The sequence below is a fragment of the Providencia sp. PROV032 genome, from assembly GCF_028484875.1.
GTDB lineage: Bacteria > Pseudomonadota > Gammaproteobacteria > Enterobacterales > Enterobacteriaceae > Providencia > Providencia rettgeri_E.
In genome coordinates, this window is sequence record NZ_JAMPSX010000026.1 from 1 (window position 1) to 23,920 (window position 23,920).

The 23,920-nt window shown below is 40.9% G+C and carries 23 protein-coding genes; 21 read left to right on the forward strand and 2 right to left on the reverse strand.

All coding sequences use genetic code 11. The features are described 5' to 3' along the window. The 4 genes from PSF42_RS16225 to PSF42_RS16240 form a co-directional block, all read left to right on the forward strand. The coding region (locus PSF42_RS16225; protein ID WP_272680371.1) for a fimbria/pilus outer membrane usher protein at positions 1–1,787 on the forward strand (1,787 nt) is incomplete at its 5' end. 11 nt (positions 1,788–1,798) lie between these two features. Then, positions 1,799–2,527, forward strand: coding sequence for a fimbrial biogenesis chaperone (locus PSF42_RS16230; protein ID WP_125890548.1), 729 nt, complete (start codon positions 1,799–1,801; stop codon positions 2,525–2,527). Between the two features lie 85 nt (positions 2,528–2,612). Continuing rightward, entirely contained in the window at positions 2,613–3,089 is a 477-nt protein-coding gene (locus tag PSF42_RS16235; RefSeq protein WP_248467109.1) for a fimbrial protein, read from the forward strand. Positions 3,090–3,101: 12 nt separating this feature from the next. After that, complete coding sequence (locus PSF42_RS16240; RefSeq protein ID WP_125890547.1) at positions 3,102–4,067, forward strand: fimbrial protein; 966 nt, start codon at positions 3,102–3,104, stop codon at positions 4,065–4,067. Between the two features lie 160 nt (positions 4,068–4,227). On the opposite strand, the gene PSF42_RS16245 is transcribed toward PSF42_RS16240, so the two are convergent. After that, on the reverse strand, positions 4,228–5,874 hold the full coding sequence (locus PSF42_RS16245; protein WP_102138038.1) for a fumarate hydratase: 1,647 nt from the start codon (positions 5,872–5,874) through the stop codon (positions 4,228–4,230). A gap of 901 nt (positions 5,875–6,775) precedes the next feature. Here PSF42_RS16245 and potA point away from each other — a divergent pair. The 7 genes from potA (at position 6,776) to PSF42_RS16280 (ending at position 12,754) form a co-directional block, all read left to right on the forward strand. Next, complete coding sequence (gene potA / locus PSF42_RS16250; RefSeq protein WP_125890545.1) at positions 6,776–7,885, forward strand: spermidine/putrescine ABC transporter ATP-binding protein PotA; 1,110 nt, start codon at positions 6,776–6,778, stop codon at positions 7,883–7,885. Further along, a complete protein-coding gene (gene potB, locus PSF42_RS16255; RefSeq protein WP_125890544.1) occupies positions 7,872–8,735 on the forward strand; it encodes a spermidine/putrescine ABC transporter permease PotB in 864 nt (287 codons plus the stop codon). The genes potA and potB overlap by 14 nt, the downstream gene beginning before the upstream one ends. Next, positions 8,732–9,520 carry a spermidine/putrescine ABC transporter permease PotC gene (gene potC / locus PSF42_RS16260; RefSeq protein WP_125890543.1) on the forward strand — a complete coding sequence of 263 codons (789 nt, stop codon included), beginning with the start codon at positions 8,732–8,734 and terminating at the stop codon, positions 9,518–9,520. The genes potB and potC overlap by 4 nt, the downstream gene beginning before the upstream one ends. A gap of 163 nt (positions 9,521–9,683) precedes the next feature. Next, a complete protein-coding gene (potD, locus tag PSF42_RS16265; protein ID WP_125890542.1) occupies positions 9,684–10,733 on the forward strand; it encodes a spermidine/putrescine ABC transporter substrate-binding protein PotD in 1,050 nt (349 codons plus the stop codon). A 221-nt stretch (positions 10,734–10,954) separates the two neighbouring features. After that, on the forward strand, positions 10,955–11,866 hold the full coding sequence (locus tag PSF42_RS16270) for a hypothetical protein (RefSeq protein ID WP_125890541.1): 912 nt from the start codon (positions 10,955–10,957) through the stop codon (positions 11,864–11,866). A gap of 101 nt (positions 11,867–11,967) precedes the next feature. Continuing rightward, positions 11,968–12,261, forward strand: a complete 294-nt coding sequence (locus PSF42_RS16275; protein ID WP_272680384.1) for a DUF1240 domain-containing protein — start codon at positions 11,968–11,970, stop codon at positions 12,259–12,261. 13 nt (positions 12,262–12,274) lie between these two features. Continuing rightward, on the forward strand, positions 12,275–12,754 hold the full coding sequence (locus PSF42_RS16280; RefSeq protein WP_125890539.1) for an Hcp family type VI secretion system effector: 480 nt from the start codon (positions 12,275–12,277) through the stop codon (positions 12,752–12,754). A gap of 97 nt (positions 12,755–12,851) precedes the next feature. Here the strand turns inward: PSF42_RS16280 and PSF42_RS16285 are convergent, their stop codons facing one another. Beyond that, positions 12,852–13,412: an NADPH-dependent FMN reductase gene (locus PSF42_RS16285; RefSeq protein ID WP_213913627.1), complete on the reverse strand. Its 561-nt coding sequence runs from the start codon at positions 13,410–13,412 to the stop codon at positions 12,852–12,854. A 293-nt stretch (positions 13,413–13,705) separates the two neighbouring features. On the opposite strand from PSF42_RS16285, the gene PSF42_RS16290 reads away from it, so the two are divergent. The 10 genes from PSF42_RS16290 to cutC all read left to right on the forward strand — a co-directional run bounded on the left by PSF42_RS16290 (position 13,706) and on the right by cutC (position 23,821). After that, on the forward strand, positions 13,706–14,278 hold the full coding sequence (locus PSF42_RS16290; RefSeq protein WP_125890722.1) for a TetR/AcrR family transcriptional regulator: 573 nt from the start codon (positions 13,706–13,708) through the stop codon (positions 14,276–14,278). 79 nt (positions 14,279–14,357) lie between these two features. Continuing rightward, positions 14,358–15,200, forward strand: a complete 843-nt coding sequence (locus PSF42_RS16295) for a transcriptional regulator (RefSeq protein ID WP_125890537.1) — start codon at positions 14,358–14,360, stop codon at positions 15,198–15,200. Further along, positions 15,197–15,715, forward strand: coding sequence for a FidL-like protein (locus PSF42_RS16300; protein WP_125890536.1), 519 nt, complete (start codon positions 15,197–15,199; stop codon positions 15,713–15,715). Before PSF42_RS16295 ends, PSF42_RS16300 begins: the two co-directional genes overlap by 4 nt. Positions 15,716–16,333: 618 nt before the next feature. Further along, entirely contained in the window at positions 16,334–16,612 is a 279-nt protein-coding gene (locus PSF42_RS16305; RefSeq protein WP_004249182.1) for a BMC domain-containing protein, read from the forward strand. A 20-nt stretch (positions 16,613–16,632) separates the two neighbouring features. Next, positions 16,633–16,917 carry a BMC domain-containing protein gene (locus PSF42_RS16310; RefSeq protein ID WP_004259066.1) on the forward strand — a complete coding sequence of 95 codons (285 nt, stop codon included), beginning with the start codon at positions 16,633–16,635 and terminating at the stop codon, positions 16,915–16,917. Between the two features lie 15 nt (positions 16,918–16,932). After that, entirely contained in the window at positions 16,933–17,211 is a 279-nt protein-coding gene (locus PSF42_RS16315; protein ID WP_004259063.1) for a BMC domain-containing protein, read from the forward strand. A 69-nt stretch (positions 17,212–17,280) separates the two neighbouring features. Beyond that, positions 17,281–18,909 (forward strand): acetaldehyde dehydrogenase (acetylating), encoded by a 1,629-nt coding sequence (locus PSF42_RS16320; RefSeq protein WP_125890535.1) that lies wholly within the window; start codon positions 17,281–17,283, stop codon positions 18,907–18,909. Positions 18,910–18,935: 26 nt separating this feature from the next. Continuing rightward, complete coding sequence (locus PSF42_RS16325) at positions 18,936–19,193, forward strand: EutN/CcmL family microcompartment protein (RefSeq protein ID WP_004259057.1); 258 nt, start codon at positions 18,936–18,938, stop codon at positions 19,191–19,193. Between the two features lie 7 nt (positions 19,194–19,200). Continuing rightward, entirely contained in the window at positions 19,201–20,331 is a 1,131-nt protein-coding gene (locus PSF42_RS16330) for a 1-propanol dehydrogenase PduQ (RefSeq protein WP_125890534.1), read from the forward strand. 58 nt (positions 20,332–20,389) lie between these two features. Continuing rightward, complete coding sequence (cutC, locus tag PSF42_RS16335) at positions 20,390–23,821, forward strand: choline trimethylamine-lyase (protein ID WP_125890533.1); 3,432 nt, start codon at positions 20,390–20,392, stop codon at positions 23,819–23,821. Positions 23,822–23,920: the final 99 nt, after the last annotated feature.

Here is a 23,920-nt window from a genome sequence, read left to right on the forward strand (position 1 = left end):
GGGCAAAGGTTTTACTCGGTGAGTCTTATTTAAAGACTGATTTATTTGATAGCTTTCGCTTTATCGGAGCGTCTATTTTTAGTGATAACCGGATGCTGCCACCTTCATTACGTGGTTATGCGCCTCAGGTTACCGGTATTGCGAAAACGAATGCGACGGTGATTATTTCACAGAATGGCCGTGTGATTAAGCAGGTTAAAGTTGCTCCAGGGCCATTTAACATCCAAGATATTACTGAAGCGGTACAAGGCACTTTAGATGTAACGATCGAGGAAGAAGATGGTTCAAAGACCACTTACCAAGTGACAGCGGCATCGTTGCCGTTTTTAACGCGTCAGGGCCAGTTCCTTTATAAATTTACCATGGGGCAATCTGACCCATTTGGTCGCTCACAGAAAGTTGATCCTAAGTTTATTGTAGGAGAAATTTCCTATGGTTTATTTGGTGATACATCTATCTTCGGTGGGTTAATTGCAACAGTAGATAATAACAATTATCAAGCGATGAACTTGGGGATAGGGCAAAATATGAATATGTTTGGTGCTATCTCTGTTGATATTACTCGTACCCATGCAAATTTAGATAATTTTGGGTCTTATTCAGGTAATAGCTATCGTTTAAATTATTCTAAACGTTTTGAATCTACTAATTCACAGATAACATTCGCAGGCTATAAGTTTTCTGAAAAAGAATTCTTAACGATGCCTCAATACATTGATGCAGCTAATGGTGTGCTTGATTTTAGGCGTGATAAAAACGTCTATACCGCGTCTTTTAATCAATACATTAGCCCACTTGATTTAACGATTTATTTTAATGCTTCTCATCGCCAATTTTGGAATAGCGAATCAACAACAAACTTTGGAATGAGTTTTAGTAAGTTATTTAGCATTGGGCAAATTAAAAATATTTCCGGAACATTATCACTCAATAAAATTAAATATGAAGAGACGGATGATAATCAAATATATCTGTCTTTCTCTGTGCCACTCGAAAATGGCGCTTCGGTTAGTTATGACGCTCAATATGCAGACAATGATCATAGCTTTGGTCAATCAGTGGGTTATTACAGTGCAAACGAGAATAATAACTACTGGAGTATGCGTGTTGGTGGTGACCAGCACAAATTAGGACGCGCAGAACCAAATATCAGTGGTAGTTATCAGTATTCATCACCTTATGGCGTATTAAATGTTAATGCGACTGAAAATGTGAACTCATATCGTGCTGTTGGTGGTAGTTGGTATGGCTCCATGACAGCAACAAAATATGGTGCAGCTATGCACCGCAATGGGACTAACAATGAACCTCGTGTGATGATTGATAGTGACAATGTTGCAGGGATTTCCATTGACAATGGTGAGTCAGTTACAAACCGATTCGGAATTGGTGTAGCGACAAGCTTAAACAGTTTTTCTAATTCAGATGTTTATATTGATATGAATACATTACCTGATGATGTAGATGTCAATGACAATATTATTGGTAAAACCCTGACTGAAGGGGCAATTGGCTATCAGAGGATAAAAGCAAACCAAGGAAAACGTATTTTAGCAATTATCCGTCTGAATAATGGAAATTATCCACCGCTTGGCACCAGTGTGATTGAATCAAGCACAGGAAGAGAAGTCGGAATTATTGCAGATAGTGGAGTTGCATATTTAACGGGTGTAGATCCAAAAGAAAGCTACATAGTGAAATGGGCTGCAGGCGCAAACCAATGTAGTTTGAATTTACCTAATATTGCCGAAAAAAGTCAGGGTAAAGTCCTGATCCCTTGCCAATAAAGGAATGATGTATGAGTAAAAAGTATGTAGTAGCTTTAGGATTTTCATTAGTTTTTGTGGGCATGCAAGTTGCGTCTGCTGCGATTAATATTGACCGCACACGGATTATTTTTCCTGGCAAAGATAAGTCAATAAGTTTGGTTATTAATAACCAAAGCAAAACAATGCCTTATTTAGCTCAATCTTGGATAGAAGATGAAAAAGGAAATAAGGTTTCTGAACCTTTTACGGTTTTACCGCCAATGCAACGTGTTGAGCCTAATGCTAAAAACCAAATAAAAATCATTAAAACAGAGGGCGTTGATGCCCTTCCACAGGATAGGGAATCTCTGTTCTATTTAAATGTTCGTGAAATTCCACCAGTGACAGATAAAGAAAATGTCGTGCAGATTGCAATTCAAAGCCGCCTAAAAATGTTTTATCGACCACCTCAAATCGAAAATAACAGCGATAAGGTATGGGCTAAAGAGCTGAAATATACGCACACGGGTGGACAATTATTAATTGAAAATCCAACTAAATATTACGTGACACTGGGCTATCTTAGTAATAACAACCAGAAAAATTTCCCTGGTTTTGACAGCGTGATGATTGCTCCGTTTTCTAAGGAAAGTGTCTCTGTGCCGACAAGCAGTTTTAATCAGTTATATACCGGCTATATGGATGATTACGGTGGAATGAAAATGTTGACTTACCAATGCGCCGCATCGACCTGCCAGCTGTCAAAAGAGAGCCAATAGGATTTTAGATATGAGAAATTGCTACTTTTCAATATGTCTTTTCATGCTATCTCTATGTGGAAGTCAAAGTTATGCAGATAGTAGCATGATGAGAGGTGATCTTAATTTTACAGGGAATGTCGTGGCATTGCCTTGTAAAATTTCATTTTACTCGATAGATCAAAATATTGAATTAGGCCCAATATCTCTGAATTATTTTAATGAGATTGGGGATAGAAGCCCTAAACATGAAATCAAATTAAAATTTGATGACTGCATTTTCCCAAAACACGATCGTGATGATAGGGAGCCTGTTGTCCGGATCATGTTTATTTCAGAGCCAACTGCAAGTACAGACCGTAATTTATTTGGTGGCAAAACTATTCTAAATGGCTATGGCATTCGCTTAATGGATAAAGATGGCAATATTGTTCCTAATGGTGAATACCGTAGTTATCCAATCTATTTTGATGATAACCAGCAAATTACGATTTATTCCATGCTAGAGAGTTATCGACCCAGAAATGAATTAACAGTGGGTAATATTAAAACGCAAATTACCTTGAATATTACTTACCTATAAGGTGTATAAATCATGATACACAGGCTTATTCGAAAATATGGTTTTTATATTTTATTTCTATTTGTCTTTATTAGCCCAAAAACATTTGCTTTAGATTGTGTTGAAGCCGGAACTGGGGTGGTCATTAAACCTGCTGTACCTGTTGGGCAATTAGCGATTCCATCGGATACGCCTGCGGGAACGATTGTTTGGCAATCTGACCCACTAACAGTCACCGTTTTTTGCGATAACGTACTTGGGAATATGATTGACGTTGTTCATATGTATTTTAACCCGACATCGCAAAAATTAGGAACCGGGTTGCTACTTGGTGCCAACTATCAAGGTCAACAACTGGAACGTGACCAACAAAGAGTCAGCTTGGGAACCGCACCTATTAGCGGTAATCAAAACGTCACAGTGACAGTCACATTTACCTTATATATTAAGGTGACGGGCATAGTTCCACCATCAGGAAACTATGACGGTGATAACCAATTTACGGTTTTCCAATTTGATGGAAGCGGGGGGATCAATACGTCGCCTGGGGCGAAAAACTTACGCTATTCGATATCGGGATTACGGGGGATCCGTTTCTTAAAATGCGGTGCGGATATTAAAGTTTTTCCTGAGTCACAGCAAATTGATTTTGGCCAGCTAATGATTACAGACTTGAATCAAGGGAAAGAGTTTAAAAAGGATTTTCAAATTCAAGCAGTGAAAAGAGGGTGTCTTGATAATTTCTCTATGAATATTAATTTTGAAACGACCGATCCACTAAATGGTGAATATGCGATTGATTTAAAAAATGGTACCAACTTAACAATTATGGATGACAAAAGTAATAATATGAGATTCAATTACTTCCAGTTTTTTGGTAGCTTACCGCAAGGCAGTACTTCAGTAACTCGCGATTACAGTGCAACAATTAAAAAAGTGGGAACGGTCAAAACGGGTGGGTTTAACGCCTCAACCATTGTTCGAATTAACTATTATTGATTTAGGTAATATATCGATGTGAATAATAGTAAAAGAGTGGGCATCCGGCCTGCTCTTTTACTCTGTAACAGTATGATTATATAACTGCTTGGCTATTATGCTACATCGCCATACTGGCTAACGAATGTTAGCGCACTCCTTTGCGCTTGATTGGCTAACTCTATTTAACACATTTTCCGCAAGTTTCATTTTGCACTTGCTCAAAGAAGTTATTCCCTTTGTCATCAACCAAAATGAACGCAGGTAACCCTTCAACTTCCATTTTCCAAATCGCTTCCATTCCAAGTTCTGGATATTCAAGGCAATTTAGACTTTTCACATATTCCTGTGCGAGTATTGCTGCGGACCCACCAATACTGCCTAAATAGAACCCACCATGTTTTTTGCAGGCATCTGTCACCAATTGAGTTCGGTTACCTTTCGCCAACATTAACATGCTGCCACCGTGAGACTGGAATAGGTCAACATAAGGGTCCATCCGGTTACCTGTGGTTGGGCCCAAAGAACCGGAAACCATGTCTTCAGGTTTTTTAGCTGGACCTGCGTAATACACCATATGGTCTTTAAAGTATTGAGGCAATTCTTCGCCGCTATCTAAACGCTCTTTCAGTTTAGTATGCGCAATATCCCGAGCAATGATAAGCGGCCCACTGAGAGATACACGTGTGGATACAGGGTGTTTACTCAGTTCAGCTAAAATGTCTTTCATTGGGCGATTGAGGTCGATATGTACCACTTTTCCTTCAGCTTGATTACGCATCGACTCAGGAATGTATTGGGCAGGGTTGTGCTCCATTTTTTCGAGCCATAAACCGCTTTTGGTAATTTTCGCTTTAATGTTTCGGTCTGCAGAACAAGAAATAGCTAAGCCGATAGGACAAGAGGCGCCATGACGAGGTAAACGGACAACACGAACATCGTGAGCAAAATATTTACCACCAAATTGTGCACCAAAGCCAAGATGACGTGAAGCTTCTAATAACTCATTTTCTAGCTCAATATCACGGAAAGCACGACCATACTCATTACCTGTGGTTGGTAGATTATCGTAATATTTTGCAGAGGCAAGTTTGGCGGTTTTCAGGGTAGTTTCCGCAGAAGTGCCACCGATAACAAAAGCAATATGATAAGGCGGGCAAGCTGTTGTACCTAAATTTCTCATTTTTTCAATTAAGAAGTTTTTCAACTTAGCCGGGGTCAGTGTTGCTTTAGTTTCTTGATAAAGGGCTGATTTATTGGCAGAACCGCCGCCTTTATTGACAAACAGGAAGTGATATTCATCACCGGTGGTGGCAAAAATATCAAACTGGGCAGGTAGGTTTGTACCAGTATTGACCTCATTAAACATATCTAGCGGAGCATTTTGAGAAAAACGCAGATTTTCGTGTTGGAAGACGTTATAAATTCCTCGGGAGAGGTACTCTTCGTCGTCGCAGTCTGTCCAAACTTGTTGGCCTTTTTTCCCAACAACCGCGACAGTGCCCGTATCTTGGCAGTTTGGTAATATACCTTTTGCCGAAATTTCAGCATTACGAAGTAATTGTAATGCAACATACCTGTCGTTTTCACTGGCTTCTGGGTCATGTAAGATAGCCGCGACTTGTTTCTGGTGCGCGGCCCTTAAAAAAAACTGAGATTCATAAATTGCGTGTTCGGCAAGGAGGGTTAAAGCTTCTGGTTCAACCTTTAGAATTTGCTTTCCCGCAAATTGTTCTACAGAAACATATTTGTCAGAGACTTGGAAATACTCGGTTTTATCCTCAGATAATGGATAAGGTTCTTGATAAAAAAACTCTTTATTAGCCATTTTGCTCACTCACATATTAATTTCAGTGGAATTTCCAAAAATAGTCACCCGCAGGCTTATGTTTATTCTTTAATTGGTTTAACGCGAAAGATACAAAGTAAAATTTGTAGGTGTAATAATGAAACAAAAATCACAAAACAAGTCACTAAAAGTTACAATTTAGATTGAAATTATACCAATTTGATTATTATATTCAAAGAGATGCGGGTGATAATATGATGTTGGTTAAAGTTATTGAGATAAAAAATAAGGATCAATGAAAATTAGATTTAAATCACATAATAATATTATTAACTGCGACTTTAATTATTTGTTATAGATGTTACCAGTTATTGGCTTTTTCCATGTGTAATCAAGATATATATCTATTGGATATAATTATTACCATGCCTTGCTAATTTTGTTATACAGTTCTTATCGTATTTTTCTTGTGCATATAATAGCAAATCCTATATCACTGAATGTAGGAATTAAAATTTATTAAAAATAATAAAAACTATTAATTCCATAATTATTATTTTTATTATGAATTGTTTTAACGCTATGAATTTTAGTGGGTTTGACTTAAGTTTCGTGCTCTAATGTATCATGTAAATCTATAGATATAGATGAATTGATTCTATATATCGCTATGTTGCTTATTTTTCTCAAAAATCTGTTTTATTTATTGAGAATTCATAATGAAAGGCAAACGAAGTTGTGAAAATGGCTTTCAATTTACAAAAACAGTGTTTATCATGCATGCCTTATGAAGTTTAAATGGCGCTACTGGTTTTGGGCTTTGCTGGGGAAACTATTTGCTTATGTCACAAGTCGACAGAGTAAACCTCCGACAAGCTTATACAGTCTTTAACGGTGGCGGTTCTATCTGCATTATTCCTAGGGATAGAGTGTATAATAAATGACTGAGACAACCTCTCTGACACCACTCATTGAATTAAAATCTTTAAGTAAAGGTTTTGATGACAAACAAATTATTTCTGAGTTTGACTTAACCATTCAGAACGGTGAGTTTTTGACCATTCTTGGGCCTTCTGGTTGCGGTAAAACCACAGTTTTACGTCTTATTGCTGGGTTAGAAGACGCTGATGGCGGTCAAATTATTCTTGATGGTCAAGATATTACAGATATTCCTGCAGAACAGCGTTTTGTGAATACAGTGTTCCAAAGCTACGCCTTATTTCCTCATATGACGGTTTTCGATAACGTTGCTTTTGGCTTACGCATGCAAAAAACGCCTGCGGCTGAAATTCAAAAACGTGTGGACCAAGCCTTACGTATGGTGCAACTAGACGATTTTGCTGAGCGTAGGCCCAACCAACTGTCTGGTGGCCAACAACAGCGTGTGGCGATAGCCCGTGCGGTAGTGAATCGCCCGAAAGTCCTACTACTGGATGAGTCATTGTCTGCGCTCGATTATAAACTGCGCAAACAAATGCAAAATGAGCTAAAAGCCCTTCAACGAAAACTGGGGATCACGTTTATTTTTGTGACCCACGATCAAGAAGAAGCCTTAGCAATGTCTGACCGGATCATTGTGATGCGTGAAGGGCGAATTGAGCAAGACGGCACACCTCGTGAAATCTATGAAGAACCGAAAAACCTATTTGTTGCTCAATTTATTGGTGAAATTAATATTTTTGATGCAAAAGTATTGTATCGCATTGATGATAAACGTATTCGTGCCAATGTTGAAGGCCATGAATGCGATATTTTCACTGAGCTTTCTGTCAATGAAGGGCAACAGGTTAGTGTGTTATTGCGTCCTGAAGACTTGCGTGTTGAAGAAGTCAATGATGCAGATAACTATCCTGGGTTGATTGGCTACGTTCGTGAGCGTAACTATAAAGGCATGACGTTAGACTCAGTGGTTGAAATGGAAGATGGCAAAATTGTCATGGTAAGTGAATTTTTCAATGAAGATGACCCTGATGTCGACCACTCCCTTAACCAAAAAGTTGCAGTGACTTGGGTTGAAAGTTGGGAGGTAGTTCTGGATGATCATTCGTAAACATAAAATTTTGCAGAATGTGATTATCACCGGGGTAGTCGGCTGGCTGCTGCTGTTCGTCTTTTTGCCTAATATTATGATTATCGGCACTAGCTTTTTGACGCGTAGCGACACCAACTTAGTTGACTTGGTTTTTACATGGGATAATTACATTCGCTTGTCTGACCCGATGTACGCAGAGGTCATGTTGCATTCACTCAATATGGCGGTGATCGCAACTTTTTTCTGTTTAGTTATCGGTTATCCATTTGCCTTTATATTGGCAAGGCTACCTAAACGAGTGCAACCTTTGATGCTGTTTCTGTTAATTGTGCCATTTTGGACCAATTCATTGATTCGCATTTATGGGTTAAAAGTTTTTCTCAGTACCAAAGGGTATTTAAATGACTTTTTGCTCTGGGTTGGTGTTATCGATAAACCATTGAAAATTATGTATACCCCTGAGGCAGTGATATTGGGGCTTATTTATATATTACTGCCGTTTATGGTGATGCCGCTGTATTCAAGTATTGAAAAATTGGATAAGTCATATATAGAGGCGGCGAAAGATCTCGGTGCGAATAAATTTCAGCGGTTTGTGAAAATCATCATTCCGTTAACGATGCCAGGAATTATTGCAGGCTGCTTGCTGGTGTTATTACCCGCAATGGGGCTGTTCTATGTGGCGGATTTAATGGGGGGTGCAAAAAATCTACTGATCGGCAACGTAATTAAGAGCCAGTTCTTAAATATTCGTGATTGGCCATTCGGGGCAGCAACCAGTATTTTCCTTACAGTGATGATGGGATTATTGCTGTATGTCTATTACCGAGCAGCTAAGCTTCTGAATAAAAAGGCATATGAAGAATGATCGGACGTACTCTCCGTGGTGGCTTTATGGCCATTATCTACGCTTATCTTTATATTCCAATCATTATTTTGATTGTTAATTCCTTTAATGAGTCACGTTTTGGTATTCAGTGGCAAGGGTTTTCAACTAAATGGTATGAATTACTGAGTAATAACGATAGCTTATTAGAAGCAGCGGGGCACTCATTAACCATGGCTGTTTTGTCAGCAACTTTCGCGACAGCCATTGGTACACTCACAGCCGTTGCCTTATTTCGCTATCGTTTTAGGGGAAAACCTTTCGTCGGTGGCATGTTATTTGTGGTGATGATGTCTCCTGATATCGTTATGGCGATTTCATTATTGGTTCTCTTTATGCTCCTTGGGGTTTCACTCGGTTTTTGGTCGTTATTATTTTCGCACATTACCTTTTGCTTGCCGTTTGTCGTCGTGACTGTCTATGCAAGGTTGAAAGATTTTGATGTGAAGATGTTAGAAGCAGCGCGTGACCTTGGGGCGGGGGAATTTACCATTTTGCGCAAAATCATTCTGCCTTTGGCATTACCTGCGGTTATTGCAGGGTGGTTACTCAGTTTTACCTTGTCGATGGATGATGTGGTGGTTTCCTCATTTGTCACGGGGCCAAGCTATGAAATTTTACCATTGAAAATTTACTCCATGGTGAAGGTGGGCGTTTCTCCTGAAGTCAATGCATTGGCCACGGTGTTGTTGATTATGTCCCTTTTACTAGTGTGTTTAAGCCAGTGGGTGATGCGCGATAAATACGCCAAAAAAGCCAAACAATAGATTAATACGATGATGCTGAAAGTTTTATCTATCAGCATCTTTTTTCACAGCCATTAGGCGAGAGGGTGGGCTCCAATTGAGCCTATACGATACATTTCCCAAATAATTCGAGTTGCTTGATGAATTAAGGGATAAAAAACACGTTGTTGAGGGAAGCTCAGTCATGAAAAAATGGTCCTATCTACTGGCGGCTGGTGTAATGGCTGCAAGTATTGGCGCGGCAACTGCCGCTGACGATAATAAAGACGTACTGTATTTCTATAACTGGACAGAATATGTTCCCCCGGGTTTATTAGAGCAATTTACCAAAGAAACGGGCATCAAGGTGATTTACTCCACCTACGAATCAAACGAAAGCATGTACACCAAATTAAAGACCTATAAAGAAGGGGCTTATGATTTGGTGGTGCCATCCACTTATTTTATTGCCAAAATGAGTAAGGAAGGCATGCTGCAAAAAATCGATCAAAGTCAATTGAGCAATTTTAAAAACCTTGATCCGAACCTGACCCATAAAGAATTCGATCCAAACAATGACTATTCTGTGCCTTATATTTGGGGTGCGACGGGGATAGGCATTAATGGTGAAGCAGTTGATCCGCAGTCTGTCACCTCATGGGCGGATTTTTGGAAACCGGAATATAAAAATAGCCTGCTGATGATGGATGACGCACGGGAAGTATTCCAAGTGGCGCTGACAAAATTAGGTTATTCAGGCAACACGACCGACCCGAAACAGATTGAAGAGGCATATAAAGAACTGCAAAAATTGCGTCCAAATATTTTAGCCTTTAACTCAGACAACCCAGCAACACCATTTATTGAAGGTGAGGTGGATGTGGGTATGTTATGGAATGGCTCTGCATTTGTGGCAAGGCAAGCTGGCTTACCGATTGAAGTGGTGTGGCCTAAAGAAGGCGGAATTTTCTGGATGGACAGCCTAGCCATCCCAGCGAATGCCAAAAATGTGGAAGGGGCTCATAAGCTGATTAATTTCTTATTGCGTCCAGAGATTGCGGCTCAAGTGGCTGAATCTATTGGTTACCCAACACCAAATTTAGAAGCTAAAAAATTATTACCTGCTGAAATTGCCAATGACCCATCACTTTACCCAAGCGAAGAAGTTCTGCAAAAAGGCGAATGGCAAAGTGATGTCGGGAATACCAACATTTTGTACGAAGAGTATTTCCAAAAGCTAAAAGCCGGGCGTTAATGGCTTGATTAATTCTTTGCAAAGGGCACTCATTGAAGTGCCTTTTTTTATGGTGGTGCGTTGAGCATGGTGCTACCTGTCTACGGTATGCTTCGAATGGACGGTAGCTTAGATTTTTACAGGTTAGATTCTGTAACTCAACTTTTATCTGTAGCTTGGGTTGATTAATAATTATAATTAAATTAGCCTTAAGTTAAATTTTAAGGTGAATAATATTAAGGATGGTGGTTGTGGTTAAAAAATATGATCCGACATTGAGCGGATATCTAGGAGATTACCTTAAAGGTAATGTGGGGGTTAACCAGTTAAAGCCTCGGCATGAGTACTTTGATGCGATTGGTGTGACTGAAGCTTTAAATGCAAATATTCAATATGATGCATTGATTAGCCTTCATGAGGCAGCTGGAATTATTGACGATATTAAGCCCAGAGAGATCGTCAATGCAGGTGATATCAACGCAAGACGAAAAGAAGATGAGCGAAGAAATAACCCCTTTAGACATATTTTCAATGTGACAGACCCTATTTCTCCTTATGCAGGAACGCTTCGTGATACTCCGGATATCTATGTTTTGATCCGTGAATTCAGACAATTAGGCATAACAGCGACTGAACATATTGCTGCTAATGGCAACCGAATGATACACATATCCGGCTATGCCGGCGTAAGACATATAGTGACTGGAACCCGGTATGGTGCCGCTAACCCTGTGATGTTGAATATGGGGATCGGGCAACAAGGGTTAGAGGCAGGTATTGCAAGAGGTATTCGTTTTTGTCTTGTATTTTCTGCCGTTTATCGCGGACTTGAATGGTTTTTTAAAGATGATTATGCCTTTGCGGATTTTCTTGGCAATATCACGGTAGATATGGCAAAAACGGCTTTAGTCGCTGCTGCTTCATGGGCTACTGGTACGTTTTTACTCGGTACTGCTTTGGTGGGGGGAAGTATTATTGCTGTTGCTGGAATTGTTTTTTTAGTTGGATTTGGTGTTGCGGTTGGGTTGGAGTATTTAGATAAGAAGTATCAAATTAGTGCGAAAGTGATTGAATTATTAAAAACCACATGGGAAAGAGAATACAAGCCGACTGCGGATATTAATAAAGCATTTCATATGTGGCCTAAGGGGTAATTATGCCAAAATGGGCGATGTTGTTATTAGGCATACTACTTTTTATTGTCTGTTTTTTAATTAGCATATTGATATACGATTATGTTTTATCATTATTTCAAATGAAGGATATTATTATTTTTTCAGGCCCTATTGCTATGTGTGCTATAGGCTTTCCAACTGTTTTGTATGCTCTTGGTGGGAGTGTGTACTCCATTGTTTTCAATAGACTTCCTAAATATAACAAAATAATATTTAAGTACCTTATGTATCTATTGTTTTTGGGGATATTCAGTGGGGTTCCTATTGCTTTTGCGGTTAATTATTACCTTAAAAGTGAGGGGTATTTTACATGCGATAGAATATCGTGGATGTCTCCAACGACGTATGTCAAAAACATATCTTTATGTGATTAACAAAGGACTTTTTATGGCTGAGCCGATTTATTTAACCTTAACTGGCAAGAACCAAGGTTTAATTTCTGCAGGATGTTCCACCATTGATTCAATTGGTAATCGTCACCAGATTGGTCACGAAGATGAAATTCAAGTTATTAGTTTAAACAGTGGTTCATTTAGAGCTCAAAATGCAGCTTATCAACCCGTTGTGTTTACTAAATTAATTGATAAATCATCACCTTTACTTTCCACCTCGCTAGATAGTAATGAAGTATTAGAGGCTGTATTTGTTTTTTATCGTACCAGTCAGCATGGACAGCTTGAGAAATATTACGAGGTTAAACTCTCGGGCGTTTCTCTGATTGAGGTTTCTGATATCTTTCCTGATTCAATAAAAAGTAGTGAATTAATACCGCATCAGTATATTCAGATGAAATACACTTCAATATCAAGGCGTCATGTAATGGCAAATACATCAAGCTATAGTATTAACAGTGATATGGTTAAGTAAGAAGAGTGCAATTTAACCTGACAGTTACCGCTATCAAAATTGGTAGCTGCCAGATTAAGTACATCATCGAATAATTTGGCTAAATAAGCTCAGCGACTTATTTACTCGCTGCATTATGGGCAACAAATTTGGCAAAGGTATCGGCCCACGGCTGTAAGAAATCTTTGCTTTTTGGGGAAATATTACCTTGTTCATCAACCATTCCTTCATACCACTTCAAATAGCACTCTGGTTGGTTCATCGTTGGCATATTTAAAAATGCCAGACTATTGCGCAAGTGCTGTTGGGCAATAGCCGTACTGATATTGCCAATAGAAACCCCTAAAACCCCCGCAGGAATACCATCCCACGAGTTATCTCCCCATGGGCGAGAGCCTTGGTCAATCGCATTTTTCAATACGCCAGGCATTGAACGGTTATATTCAGGGGTGGCGAAAATAATGCCATCACAGGCTTTGATTTGAGATTTGAAATTAGCCACAACAGAAGGTACATTTTGGTCTGCATCTTGGTTGTAGAGAGGTAACTCACCAATATCGATAAACTTAAACGTGAAATTCGCAGGGAATAATTTAGTTATGGCTTTAGCAACAACTAAATTATAAGAATCAGCACGTAAGCTACCAACAATAACGCCAATATTGTATTGATTTGACATGATAAAACCTCTTTTACGGATAGTTAATTAGGAACATTGCAAACCGTTTTTACGTCGTCAGAATTTTATTTTGTTGTCATTATTAAACATCATAATACGAATATGTGCAAAACTAAGTCAAATTAAATACCCTCAAAAACATTTGATATTTTTAAATTAATTATAGAGTTATAACGTATCGCTATTCGATATTGTGAGTCCTCTTCCACTATTTAGATTTACCCATGAACAAATCAGGGTTACTTGATTTTAGTCAAAATGAAACATACCGACTGGTCGGTATCATTCGTTGCATGAATAAATCCGCGCAACACAGAAAAAAAGACCCTATCAAGCTTCAAGTGGAGCTCCTGAAAGCGGCTCGCATTATTGCTGGCAGAGAAGGGATCTCTTCGCTCTCTCTTAATGCAGTGGCAAGGGAGGCGGGTGTTAGCAAAGGAGGGCTGATGCACCATTTCCCCTCCAAACAGGAGCTTATTCATGCGCTTTTTCTCCAATTACTCGAAATTATGGATGAGCGGATCCATACCATTATGGGTAATGACTCAAATCCCTATGGCCGGTTTTCTCGTGCTTATTTGCACTACATTGGTGAGCTGAAAGAGTCTGATGAAAGTTTTCAACTTGCTTTACTCTCTTTAGCGATGCCAACGGAACCCGTATTGCGTCAGTGTTGGCGAGATTGGGTAAGCAACCATCTGGCGAAGGGGGATGAGTTTGATAACAGTTATTTAGGCGCGTTAGTACGCTATGCCGCGGATGGGCTATGGCTTTCATCATTGACGGAGGGCGAAACATTGTCACAGCAAGAACGTGATGCGATTGTTAGTCGGTTAACGACTATTTCATTTGAAAAAATTCTATAAATAAAAATATTATGTAAGTAAAAATAGCAGTGATAACGGTAGTGCAATTTTATTCCAAAAATAAGCACATGAGGCGACAGTGAAATATAAAATCAATGCTTTCATTCTATATGATGCGGTTGATGGCACTTTATCTTTAAAAGAAGACGAGGTGGATACCCAACTGTCGATAACGGCGAATGCATTATTATTTTATTTTATTCAACATAGGGGGGTTGTTTCCCGAGATGAGGTATTAAAAGCAGTATGGGATGATAATGGATTAGTGTCATCAAACAGTAATTTAAACCAATATCTCAGTATATTACGAAAAGCATTTCGCCCATATGGTATTGAAAATATTATTGTGACAGTTGCTCGGGGGCGATTAGAGTTTAATTCTGATGTTTCCCTTGAACTAATTGATGATATTAAAACTCAGCCAACTGAATTAATAACTAGCTTAAGTGAAATAGAAGAAACAGCGGTTGTTTTATCTCCAACTTCCCAACCTATCTCTGATCCTACAGACCCTCAAAAAATAGATTCAACACTGACACCAGAAAAAAAAGAAATCTGTTGGTATCTTGCCAGTGGTGCTTTTCTATTGTGTTCCATTTTATTAGCTGTCATGGCTTATTTATCAAATCAACCATCAGTGCCGATTAATATGACCGTGCTTGAGCATACTCATTGTGATGTATTGTCGAATGAAAAAATGATCAATAACACTGTCGCACTAAACTATGTACAAAACTTTGATAAGGTTAGGAATAACTTAAATCTAGAGTGTGTTGAGAAAGAACGGTTTGTTTTTTTCTATGGGGACAAATTACAGACTAACGGACTAGGCCGAGTATTTCTTGCACATTGTGCAGTCAATGAAGATAACCCATTTAGCTATTGCGATAACTACTTTTACTATTCTTGGAAACCATCATGAAGATATCAGGAAAAGTATTATGCTTACTGAGTTTTTTGTTATTTATTGTTGTGGCGATTTATACCCAGTCAGTCTTATTTTCCAATAAACAAGATGGTTTAATGGTGTGCTCTACTAAAGGCATCATGCGCTTTGAAAATATGAAAGACGAAAACGTTAACGGCAATATTCACTTCAATTTTGGCGCGAATGGAAAGGGCTCAATTGTGGTGGAGGGCTATACCGATTCTAAAGCGGGCTGGTTGTATTTACAGCGCTATGTGAAATTCAACTATACGACAAAACGGATATCACCGACGGAGCGTCATTATAGTATTAGTCAGTGGGAGGCGAGCGCTTCTTCTATTGATGAATCGCCAAATGTGATATTTGATTATTTTATGAGAGAAATGTCAGATAGCCATGATGGGCTATTTCTTAATGCGCAAAAGCTCAATGACAAAGCTTTACTACTCAGTTCAATTAATTCCCCACTTTATATCTGTACGTTAAAGCCTGGCAGTAAATTTGATTAATTCAGTTCTTATTGAATCAGTTTAGCGGTGAAGTAGTGCGCTTCATCGTTAATTGACGATACCTCTTTTCTGTTTATTTCCTTTTTGTCCTATTCACAAATGATAGCGGGCACAACCTCGCAGAGACTTGTCATCATGAAGGGGGAGTTTCTCTCTTGTGCTGCACTTAGCTTGCGGTGTCGGCTAGTAGGTAAAGCTTATAACTGAGTGAGCGAACCCACAGTTATCATCCCACAAATCACCCCCATTTATCAGCCTAATAATATTTTATTAACAATCTAATTAGCTAATGCTAAATCCATGTTTGGCCCATTTTTTCTGACCATATAGATACGTGAATTTTTGGCTTTTTCAGAGTTTACATATAAATAATTCAATAAATCACACTAAATTTTAGATTAAAACACTAATTATCTACCGTATGTGGATTTATATTTCGTTTTTATTTTTCGGTTCTATAGTGAGTCTGAAGCCAAAGGTTGCGTTCAATAGATCACCGCGCAGACACCATTGGCGTAAATGTTTACCCAGATATTGCAAGGGACATGTACTCGGACACATTAGCTTGGAATATGGAAGGTAAAGAAAAATAAAGAAGGCTTCTCGGAGGAAACAACAATGGGTGATGCATTAGGTCTTATTGAAACAAAAGGTCTGGTGGCTTGTATCGAAGCAGCTGATGCCATGTGCAAAGCGGCAAATGTTGAGCTAATTGGCTACGAAAATGTCGGTTCAGGTCTCGTTACCGCAATGGTTAAAGGCGATGTCGGCGCAGTCAAAGCAGCTGTCGATTCGGGTGTTGAATCAGCGCAGCGTGTTGGTGAAGTTGTCACTTCACTGGTCATTGCGCGTCCACACAACGATATCAACAAAATCGTTATTAAGCATAAGGCATAACTTTTTCCGGAGGAAAAAATATGGGTGACGCATTAGGTCTTATTGAAACTCAAGGGTTAGTGGCTTGTATTGAAGCTGCAGACTCGATGTGTAAAGCCGCAAATGTTGTGCTGATTGGTTATGAAAATGTTGGGTCAGGTTTAGTTACCGCCATGGTCAAAGGCGATGTGGGTGCGGTGAAAGCTGCAGTGGATTCAGGTGTTGAATCTGCCTCTCGTATTGGCACCGTTGTGACATCACTGGTTATCGCGCGTCCCCATAGCGATATTCAGAAAATCGTCGCCCAGTATAAAGTCACGGAATAAAACAGGAAATTACTTATGAAAGAAGCACTTGGTCTGATTGAAACCAAAGGTTTAGTCGCGTGTATTGAAGCTGCTGATGCCATGTGTAAAGCCGCCAATGTCGAGCTAATCGGTTATGAGAATGTCGGTTCAGGGCTGGTAACAGCGATGGTTAAAGGCGATGTCGGTGCCGTTAACGCTGCAGTTGAGTCAGGTGTTGAGGCTGCAAAACGTATCGGAACAGTGGTGACTTCACGTGTGATTGCAAGACCACACAACGATATTGGCAAAATTGCACAACAACATAAAGCCTAAGTCATTGGCTAATAAGCCAATAACACGAAAAGTGAATGAATTAATTTTGGCTCCGATACGGGGGAAGACATGGTTGCATTAGACAAAGATCTGCAATCCAGACAACTGGCAAGAGAGCTAGTTAGAAACGCGAAACAAGCGCAGAAAGAGTTTGCGACATTTTCGCAGGAAAAAATCGATAATATTGTTAAACACATCGCAATTGAGTCCGCACTTCATGCCGAAGAGCTGGCAAAAATGGCCAACGAAGAAACTGGGTTTGGTAAGTGGCAAGATAAAGTCCTGAAAAACACTTTTGCTTCAATGCGTGTTTATGAACACATTAAAGATCTCAAAACCGTTGGCATCATTAATGATGACAAAATCAACAAAGTCATGGATGTGGGGGTTCCTCTTGGTGTGATCACGGCGTTAGTTCCTTCTACTAACCCAACATCTACCATCATCTACAAAACGTTGATTGCCTTGAAGGCGGGTAATGCCATTGTCTTCTCCCCTCATCCAAATGCCAAAGCCTGCAGTTTCCGAACATTAGAAATTGTCAAAAAAGCCGCATTAGAAGCGGGTGCTCCAGCTGGAATTGTCGATGCTGTCACAATGCTGACTTTAGAAGCAACGAAAGAACTGATGCACAGCAAAGACGTCTCTTTAATCTTGGCGACGGGCGGTGAAGGCATGGTGCGTGCAGCTTACGCATCCGGTACACCAACCATTAGTGGCGGTCCAGGCAATGGCCCTGCATTTATTGAACGTAGCGCCAATATCAAGCAGGCGGTGAGTGACATTATCACCAGTAAAACGTTTGATAACGGCGTGATCTGTGCTTCTGAGCAATCCATCATTGTGGAACGCTGTATTTATAACGAAGTTCATCGTGAATTACTCGCTCAAGGCGCTTATTTCATGAATGAAGACGAAGCGAAACGCATGGCCTCAATGTTGCTTAGAGCGAACGGCACCATCAACCCAGAAGTAGTGGGTAAAGATGCTATCACACTCAGCCAACGTGCAGGTTTCACTGTTCCAGCTAACACACGTGTGTTGATTGCGTTGCAAGACACCGTATCACCGAAAAACCCATACTCCCGCGAAAAATTATGCCCAATTTTAGGGATGTATATCGAGGAAGATTGGCAATCCGCGTGCCATCGCGTGGTTGATTTGCTGACCAACGAAGGCCTCGGCCATACCTTGGTGATCCACACACAAAACGAAGATGTTATTCGTCAGTTCTCTTTAGAAAAACCCGTTAATCGCATTTTGATTAATACACCGGCTGCACTCGGTGGGATTGGGGCAACGACCAATATCACACCTGCGTTAACACTGGGCTGTGGCGCGGTTGGCGGCGGTTCTAGCTCTGATAACGTTGGCCCAATGAATTTACTGAATATTCGTAAAGTGGGTTATGGCGTACGTTCTATTGATGATTTAAGGCAACCCGCCCAGCCTTGTACAGTGGCTCAGGCACCGGCTACGGTCAATCAACCGCAAGTCAGCATTTTTGATGATAGCCGTTTCCGTAATCCTGTTGCGGCAACCGCGTCACCAGTGACCGCTAACCCTGCAGGTGATGACCGATTTGGCAGTGCGGTAACAACGGCTGCGATTGCTGAGGCGGTGGTTTCTCAAGGAGATATCACTGAAGAGAATGTTGAGCAAATCATCAAGGCCGTTCTTGGACGCCTAAGTAAGTAACTTATTGAAATAAGGCGGTATAAACCATGATCCTCGCAAAGGTAGTTGGACATGTTGTTGCAACGCAGAAATGCCAAGAACTTAGTGGCAGTAACTTATTAATGGTTACCAAGCTAGGGGATGACCTTGAACCGTTGAAAAACAAAACGTATGTGGCAGTCGACAGTGTTGGCGCAGGTATTAACGACATTGTGTTAGCTGAAGCTTACTTCGCTTTGAATAAAGACAATTACAAAGCCATGTCAGTGGTTGCCATTGTTGAGAAGGTTTATACCAAGGAGTAAAAACAGCATGAACCAGTTTTTGATTAAACCTAAAGTCCAATTCGGTGCTAACGCATTGGATTTTATCTCACAAATGAGTGCTCACCATGCCTTTATCGTCACTGACAAAGCGATGGTGAAATTTGGCTTAGCTGATGAAGTCACTCGCAGGCTAACCCAAAGTGGCATCGCATTTTCGATTTACGACGATGTTGAGCCCGATCCCGATATTTCAGCCATCGTTAAAGGTATGAAAATCATGGATAGGCAATATCCAGATGTGGTGATTGCACTCGGTGGTGGGTCGGTTATTGATGCTGCGAAAGCTGTTATTTACTCCCTCTGGCACACGAAAAAAGACGTCAATCGAGTTAAACCGCAGTTTATCGCGATCCCAACTACCAGTGGGACGGGCTCGGAAGTCACTTCGTTTTCAGTGATCAAGTCCCAGTCTGAAAAGTTGGTTTTGGTTGACGAATTTATGTTGCCAGATGTCGCCATTTTAGATCCCGCACTGGTGAAGTCAGTACCCGCTTCTATTACGGCTGACACAGGTATGGACGTGCTGTGCCACGCGCTAGAGGCCTATGTTTCTCGTACTGCATCTGATTTTTCTGATGCCTTAGCTGAAAAAGCGGTGCAATTAGTATTTGGTCATTTAATTGACTGCTATCGCGACGGTAGCAACTTAGTGGCACGCGAAAAAATGCACAACGCTTCATGCATTGCGGGAATGGCCTTTACTAACGCATCACTTGGGATAACGCACAGCTTAGCCCATGCATTAGGCGGTGTATTCCACATTCCACATGGCCGTGCAAATGCGTTATTGATGGCGCAAGTTGTGGCTTTCAATGCAGATTTAGAAGGACGTTGTGATAACGAAGCCGCGAAACGTTACGCCCATCTCGCGAAAAATTTAAATTTACCCGCATCAACAATTCGTGAAGGCGTTGAAAGTTTAATTATGGCAATCAACGTATTGAAAGATGAAATGAATATGCCAAAAGGCATTCAAGCAACCGGTACCAATGAATTCGATTTTAACGCCCGTTTAGGGGAAATGGTTGGGCAAGCACTGCGCGATAGTTGCACTCCGACCAATCCACGGGATGTGAGCAAGGTGCAACTGGAAGTGCTGTATAGACAGTCTTTTTAACAGTTAACGCTTTTATGTGATGAACAACAAACTAGAAAGAACATCAGGATAGGCTAACATGAATAAATATGCTTTGACCCCACGCGTAAAAATGCTGGCTGAACGCTTAAGTGCCCGCAATAGCTCAATTATTACTGAACGTGCCAATATTTTAGAAGCGCTTGGCAACCAACTATCTGGCGCACCGCAGGCAATTAAACCTGCACAACGTTTTTATGAGTTTATCCGCCACTTTCCTACATTTATTGGCCAAGATGAGTTGATTATTGGTAGCCAATCATCAACCCCACGCGGAGCCATTTTCCATACTGAAAATGAAATCAACAGCCACAGTATTTATACCTTTTTAGCAGGCGATAGCACAGTTGATGCGCCTGATTACTTAGCAGTTTTAAATATTGGTTTCTTGGCTATCAAAGCCCAATTAGAAAACAAAGTCAGAAACATTGGCAGTGCAGTTAGCCGTAATAGCATTGATGAAGCGAATAACTGCCGCTCAGCAATTTACGCATGTGATGCGGCTATGCATTTTGCACAAGCTTTAGCGTCTAAAGCAGAGAGCATGGCGGCAGCAGAATCTAATCAATATCGCCGTGCAGAATTGCAAGAAAGTGCAGCCATTTTACGCAATGTGCCAGCAAAACCCGCGCAAACCTTCAAAGAAGCTTGCCAAGCCTTCTATTTACTGCAACTTATTTTGCATTTAGAAAATGGTAGTTATGCAGTTAACCCAATGGGATTCGATAAAGCCGTTTATCCATTCTACCAACGCGATATTGAACAAGGCCGCTTAACCCAAGCACAAGCTTATGAGATTGTAGAAAGTTTATGGTTGAAACTGGCTGAGCTGTCTGAAGTTCGTTCAACCAAGCTAGTCGATGGCTACCCCATGTTCGATGCATTGAAAGATGGCATTTATCTGAATGACCCGCGTGTCTGCATTAACGAATTATCTGCCATGATGTTATCCGCTCATGAAAATATCAGTGCTATCAATAATGGATTGAAAGTTCGCTTATATTGTGGAAAGAACAGCGCTCAGCCGCAATACGCCGCGCCAAATGCCAGCTATGTTGCTCCAACGGCACAAGCGGAAACTGAATTCAACGTGATGGAAGGCTTAACGCCTCGCTTACAACGCTTGCGTAACCGTTACTTAGAAGCGCGTCCAAGTGTCTCTATTTATCGCGCACTGGCCTTCACTGACGTCGTTAAAAATAACCCAGGTTTACCGCCAATTCTATTGCGTGCGAAAGCTTTCCGCCGCGCTTGTGAAACCGCGCCAATCTTAATTCAGCCGGAAGAACTGATTGTAGGTCATCCATGTGGTAAAGCTCGTGCGGGGGCTTTCTCACCGGATATCGCATGGCGCTGGGTGGTCGAAGAACTCGATACCATGAGCACGCGTCCACAAGACCCGTTTGTTATCTCTGAAGAAGACAAAAAAGTGATCCGTGAGGAAATCGCGCCATTCTGGGAAGGGCGCTCACTGGATGAAATTTGTGAGGCTCAATACCGCGAAGCGGGGGTATGGGAATTCAGCGGTGAAACGTTTGTCAGTGATTTGTCTTATCACCAAATCAACGGTGGTGGAGATACTTGTCCGGGTTATGACGTGCTGTTATTCACCAAAGGAATGAATGGCATTAAAGCAGATGCTCAGGCGAAACTGGCTGAATTAAGCATGGAAAACCCTGATGACATTGACCGCATTTATTTCTATAAAGCATCAATTGAAACCTGTGAAGGGGTGGTGGCGTATTCACACCGTATTGCTGCCCACGCTCGCGAACTAGCGGTGTTGGAATCAGACCAAAAACGCCGCGAAGAATTGCTGACTATCGCACAAGTCAACGAAAACGTGCCAGCGAACCCACCGACGACGTTACAAGAAGCATTACAGAGCATTTGGACGGTTGAGTCACTGTTTGAAATTGAAGAAAACCAAACCGGTCTTTCTCTAGGACGTCTCGACCAGTACTGCTTCCCAATGTATGAAAACGACATCAAAACAGGCCGTTTAACCCAAGACCAAGCATTGGAAATGATGCAGGCGTTTATCATTAAATGTGCTGAGTTAATGTGGATGTCGAGTGAGCTGGGTGCGAAATATTTTGCCGGTTATCAGCCATTTATCAACTTAACGGTGGGTGGACAAAAACGTTCAGGCGGTGACGCTTGTAACGACCTGACCTACTTGATTATGGATGCGGTTCGTTTCGTTAAAGTGTATCAGCCATCGCTGGCATGCCGTATTCATAACCAATCACCACAGAAATACATGGAAAAAATCGTTGATGTTGTGAAAGCCGGTATGGGCTTCCCTGCCTGTCACTTCGACGATTCCCACATCAAAATGATGCTGCGTAAGGGCTTCGACTTTGAAGATGCGCGTGATTACTGCTTGATGGGCTGTGTTGAGCCACAAAAATCAGGCCGTATTTATCAGTGGACTTCAACGGGTTACACCCAATGGCCAATTGCGATTGAATTCGTATTAAACCGTGGTCGCATGGTGTTATTCGATAGCTATCAAGGCTTAGATACCGGTGATTTACGAGACCTGAAAACATTCGAAGACTTTGATAATGCAGTGAAAGCGCAGATTGCCCATATTGTTCGCTTATCGGCTATCGGTACCGTCATCAGTCAACGTGTCCACCGCGATGTGGCACCCAAACCATTAATGTCCTTGCTAGTGGAAGGCTGTATGGAAAAAGGGAAAGACGTTGCAGCGGGTGGGGCGATGATCAACCACGGCCCAGGGCTGATTTTCTCTGGTCTGGCAACCTATGTTGACTCCATTGTCGCGATCCGCAAATTGGTTTATGAAGATGGCCGCTACACCCTTGAACAAATTCGCGATGGCCTGCTAGCCAACTTTGAAGGCTACGACGAACTGCGTCGTGACTGCTTAAATGCGCCTAAGTTTGGTAACGATGATGATTATGTTGACCAATATGCACTGGATATTACGGAGTGGACAGAGCGTGAGTGCCGTAAGTACGACATGCTGTATTCAACACTGAGTCACGGAACCTTATCCATCTCTAACAACACGCCGATTGGCGAATTAACTGCAGCGAGTGCCAATGGTCGCTTGGCGTGGATGCCGTTATCAGATGGCATCAGCCCAACACAAGGTGCGGATAAACAAGGCCCAACAGCCATCATTAAATCAATCAGTAAAATGAATGTTGAAACGATGAATATTGGTATGGTGCATAACTTTAAGTTCTTAAAAGGCTTATTGGACACGCCAGAAGGCCGTCATGGCTTAATCACCTTGCTGAGAACCGCGTCTATCTTAGGAAACGGGCAAATGCAGTTCAGCTATGTGGATAACGAAATGCTGAAAAAAGCTCAGCAAGAGCCTGAAAAATATCGTGATTTAATCGTTCGTGTCGCAGGGTACAGTGCTTACTTCGTTGAACTCTGTAAAGAAGTTCAAGATGAAATTATTAGCCGTACTGTAATTGAGAAGTTCTAAACCCATGTAGGCAGGTATGAATCTATACCTGCCATTTCATACCAGCTATTTCATAACAACAATAATAAATTTTGATTTATAAACATAGTTTTAGAGGTG

What these genes read in the sequence shown, in the direction of transcription:
- PSF42_RS16230 (WP_125890548.1), top strand. Translation starts at nt 1,799, where the DNA reads ATGAGTAAAAAGTATGTAGTAGCTTTAGGATTTTCATTAGTTTTTGTG.
- PSF42_RS16235 (WP_248467109.1), top strand. Translation starts at nt 2,613, where the DNA reads ATGATGAGAGGTGATCTTAATTTTACAGGGAATGTCGTGGCATTGCCT.
- PSF42_RS16240 (WP_125890547.1), top strand. Translation starts at nt 3,102, where the DNA reads ATGATACACAGGCTTATTCGAAAATATGGTTTTTATATTTTATTTCTA.
- PSF42_RS16245 (WP_102138038.1), bottom strand. Translation starts at nt 5,874, where the DNA reads ATGGCTAATAAAGAGTTTTTTTATCAAGAACCTTATCCATTATCTGAG.
- potA (WP_125890545.1), top strand. Translation starts at nt 6,776, where the DNA reads ATGACTGAGACAACCTCTCTGACACCACTCATTGAATTAAAATCTTTA.
- potB (WP_125890544.1), top strand. Translation starts at nt 7,872, where the DNA reads ATGATCATTCGTAAACATAAAATTTTGCAGAATGTGATTATCACCGGG.
- potC (WP_125890543.1), top strand. Translation starts at nt 8,732, where the DNA reads ATGATCGGACGTACTCTCCGTGGTGGCTTTATGGCCATTATCTACGCT.
- potD (WP_125890542.1), top strand. Translation starts at nt 9,684, where the DNA reads ATGAAAAAATGGTCCTATCTACTGGCGGCTGGTGTAATGGCTGCAAGT.
- PSF42_RS16270 (WP_125890541.1), top strand. Translation starts at nt 10,955, where the DNA reads ATGGTGGTTGTGGTTAAAAAATATGATCCGACATTGAGCGGATATCTA.
- PSF42_RS16275 (WP_272680384.1), top strand. Translation starts at nt 11,968, where the DNA reads ATGAAGGATATTATTATTTTTTCAGGCCCTATTGCTATGTGTGCTATA.
- PSF42_RS16280 (WP_125890539.1), top strand. Translation starts at nt 12,275, where the DNA reads ATGGCTGAGCCGATTTATTTAACCTTAACTGGCAAGAACCAAGGTTTA.
- PSF42_RS16285 (WP_213913627.1), bottom strand. Translation starts at nt 13,412, where the DNA reads ATGTCAAATCAATACAATATTGGCGTTATTGTTGGTAGCTTACGTGCT.
- PSF42_RS16290 (WP_125890722.1), top strand. Translation starts at nt 13,706, where the DNA reads ATGAATAAATCCGCGCAACACAGAAAAAAAGACCCTATCAAGCTTCAA.
- PSF42_RS16300 (WP_125890536.1), top strand. Translation starts at nt 15,197, where the DNA reads ATGAAGATATCAGGAAAAGTATTATGCTTACTGAGTTTTTTGTTATTT.
- PSF42_RS16305 (WP_004249182.1), top strand. Translation starts at nt 16,334, where the DNA reads ATGGGTGATGCATTAGGTCTTATTGAAACAAAAGGTCTGGTGGCTTGT.
- PSF42_RS16310 (WP_004259066.1), top strand. Translation starts at nt 16,633, where the DNA reads ATGGGTGACGCATTAGGTCTTATTGAAACTCAAGGGTTAGTGGCTTGT.
- PSF42_RS16315 (WP_004259063.1), top strand. Translation starts at nt 16,933, where the DNA reads ATGAAAGAAGCACTTGGTCTGATTGAAACCAAAGGTTTAGTCGCGTGT.
- PSF42_RS16320 (WP_125890535.1), top strand. Translation starts at nt 17,281, where the DNA reads ATGGTTGCATTAGACAAAGATCTGCAATCCAGACAACTGGCAAGAGAG.
- PSF42_RS16325 (WP_004259057.1), top strand. Translation starts at nt 18,936, where the DNA reads ATGATCCTCGCAAAGGTAGTTGGACATGTTGTTGCAACGCAGAAATGC.
- PSF42_RS16330 (WP_125890534.1), top strand. Translation starts at nt 19,201, where the DNA reads ATGAACCAGTTTTTGATTAAACCTAAAGTCCAATTCGGTGCTAACGCA.
- cutC (WP_125890533.1), top strand. Translation starts at nt 20,390, where the DNA reads ATGAATAAATATGCTTTGACCCCACGCGTAAAAATGCTGGCTGAACGC.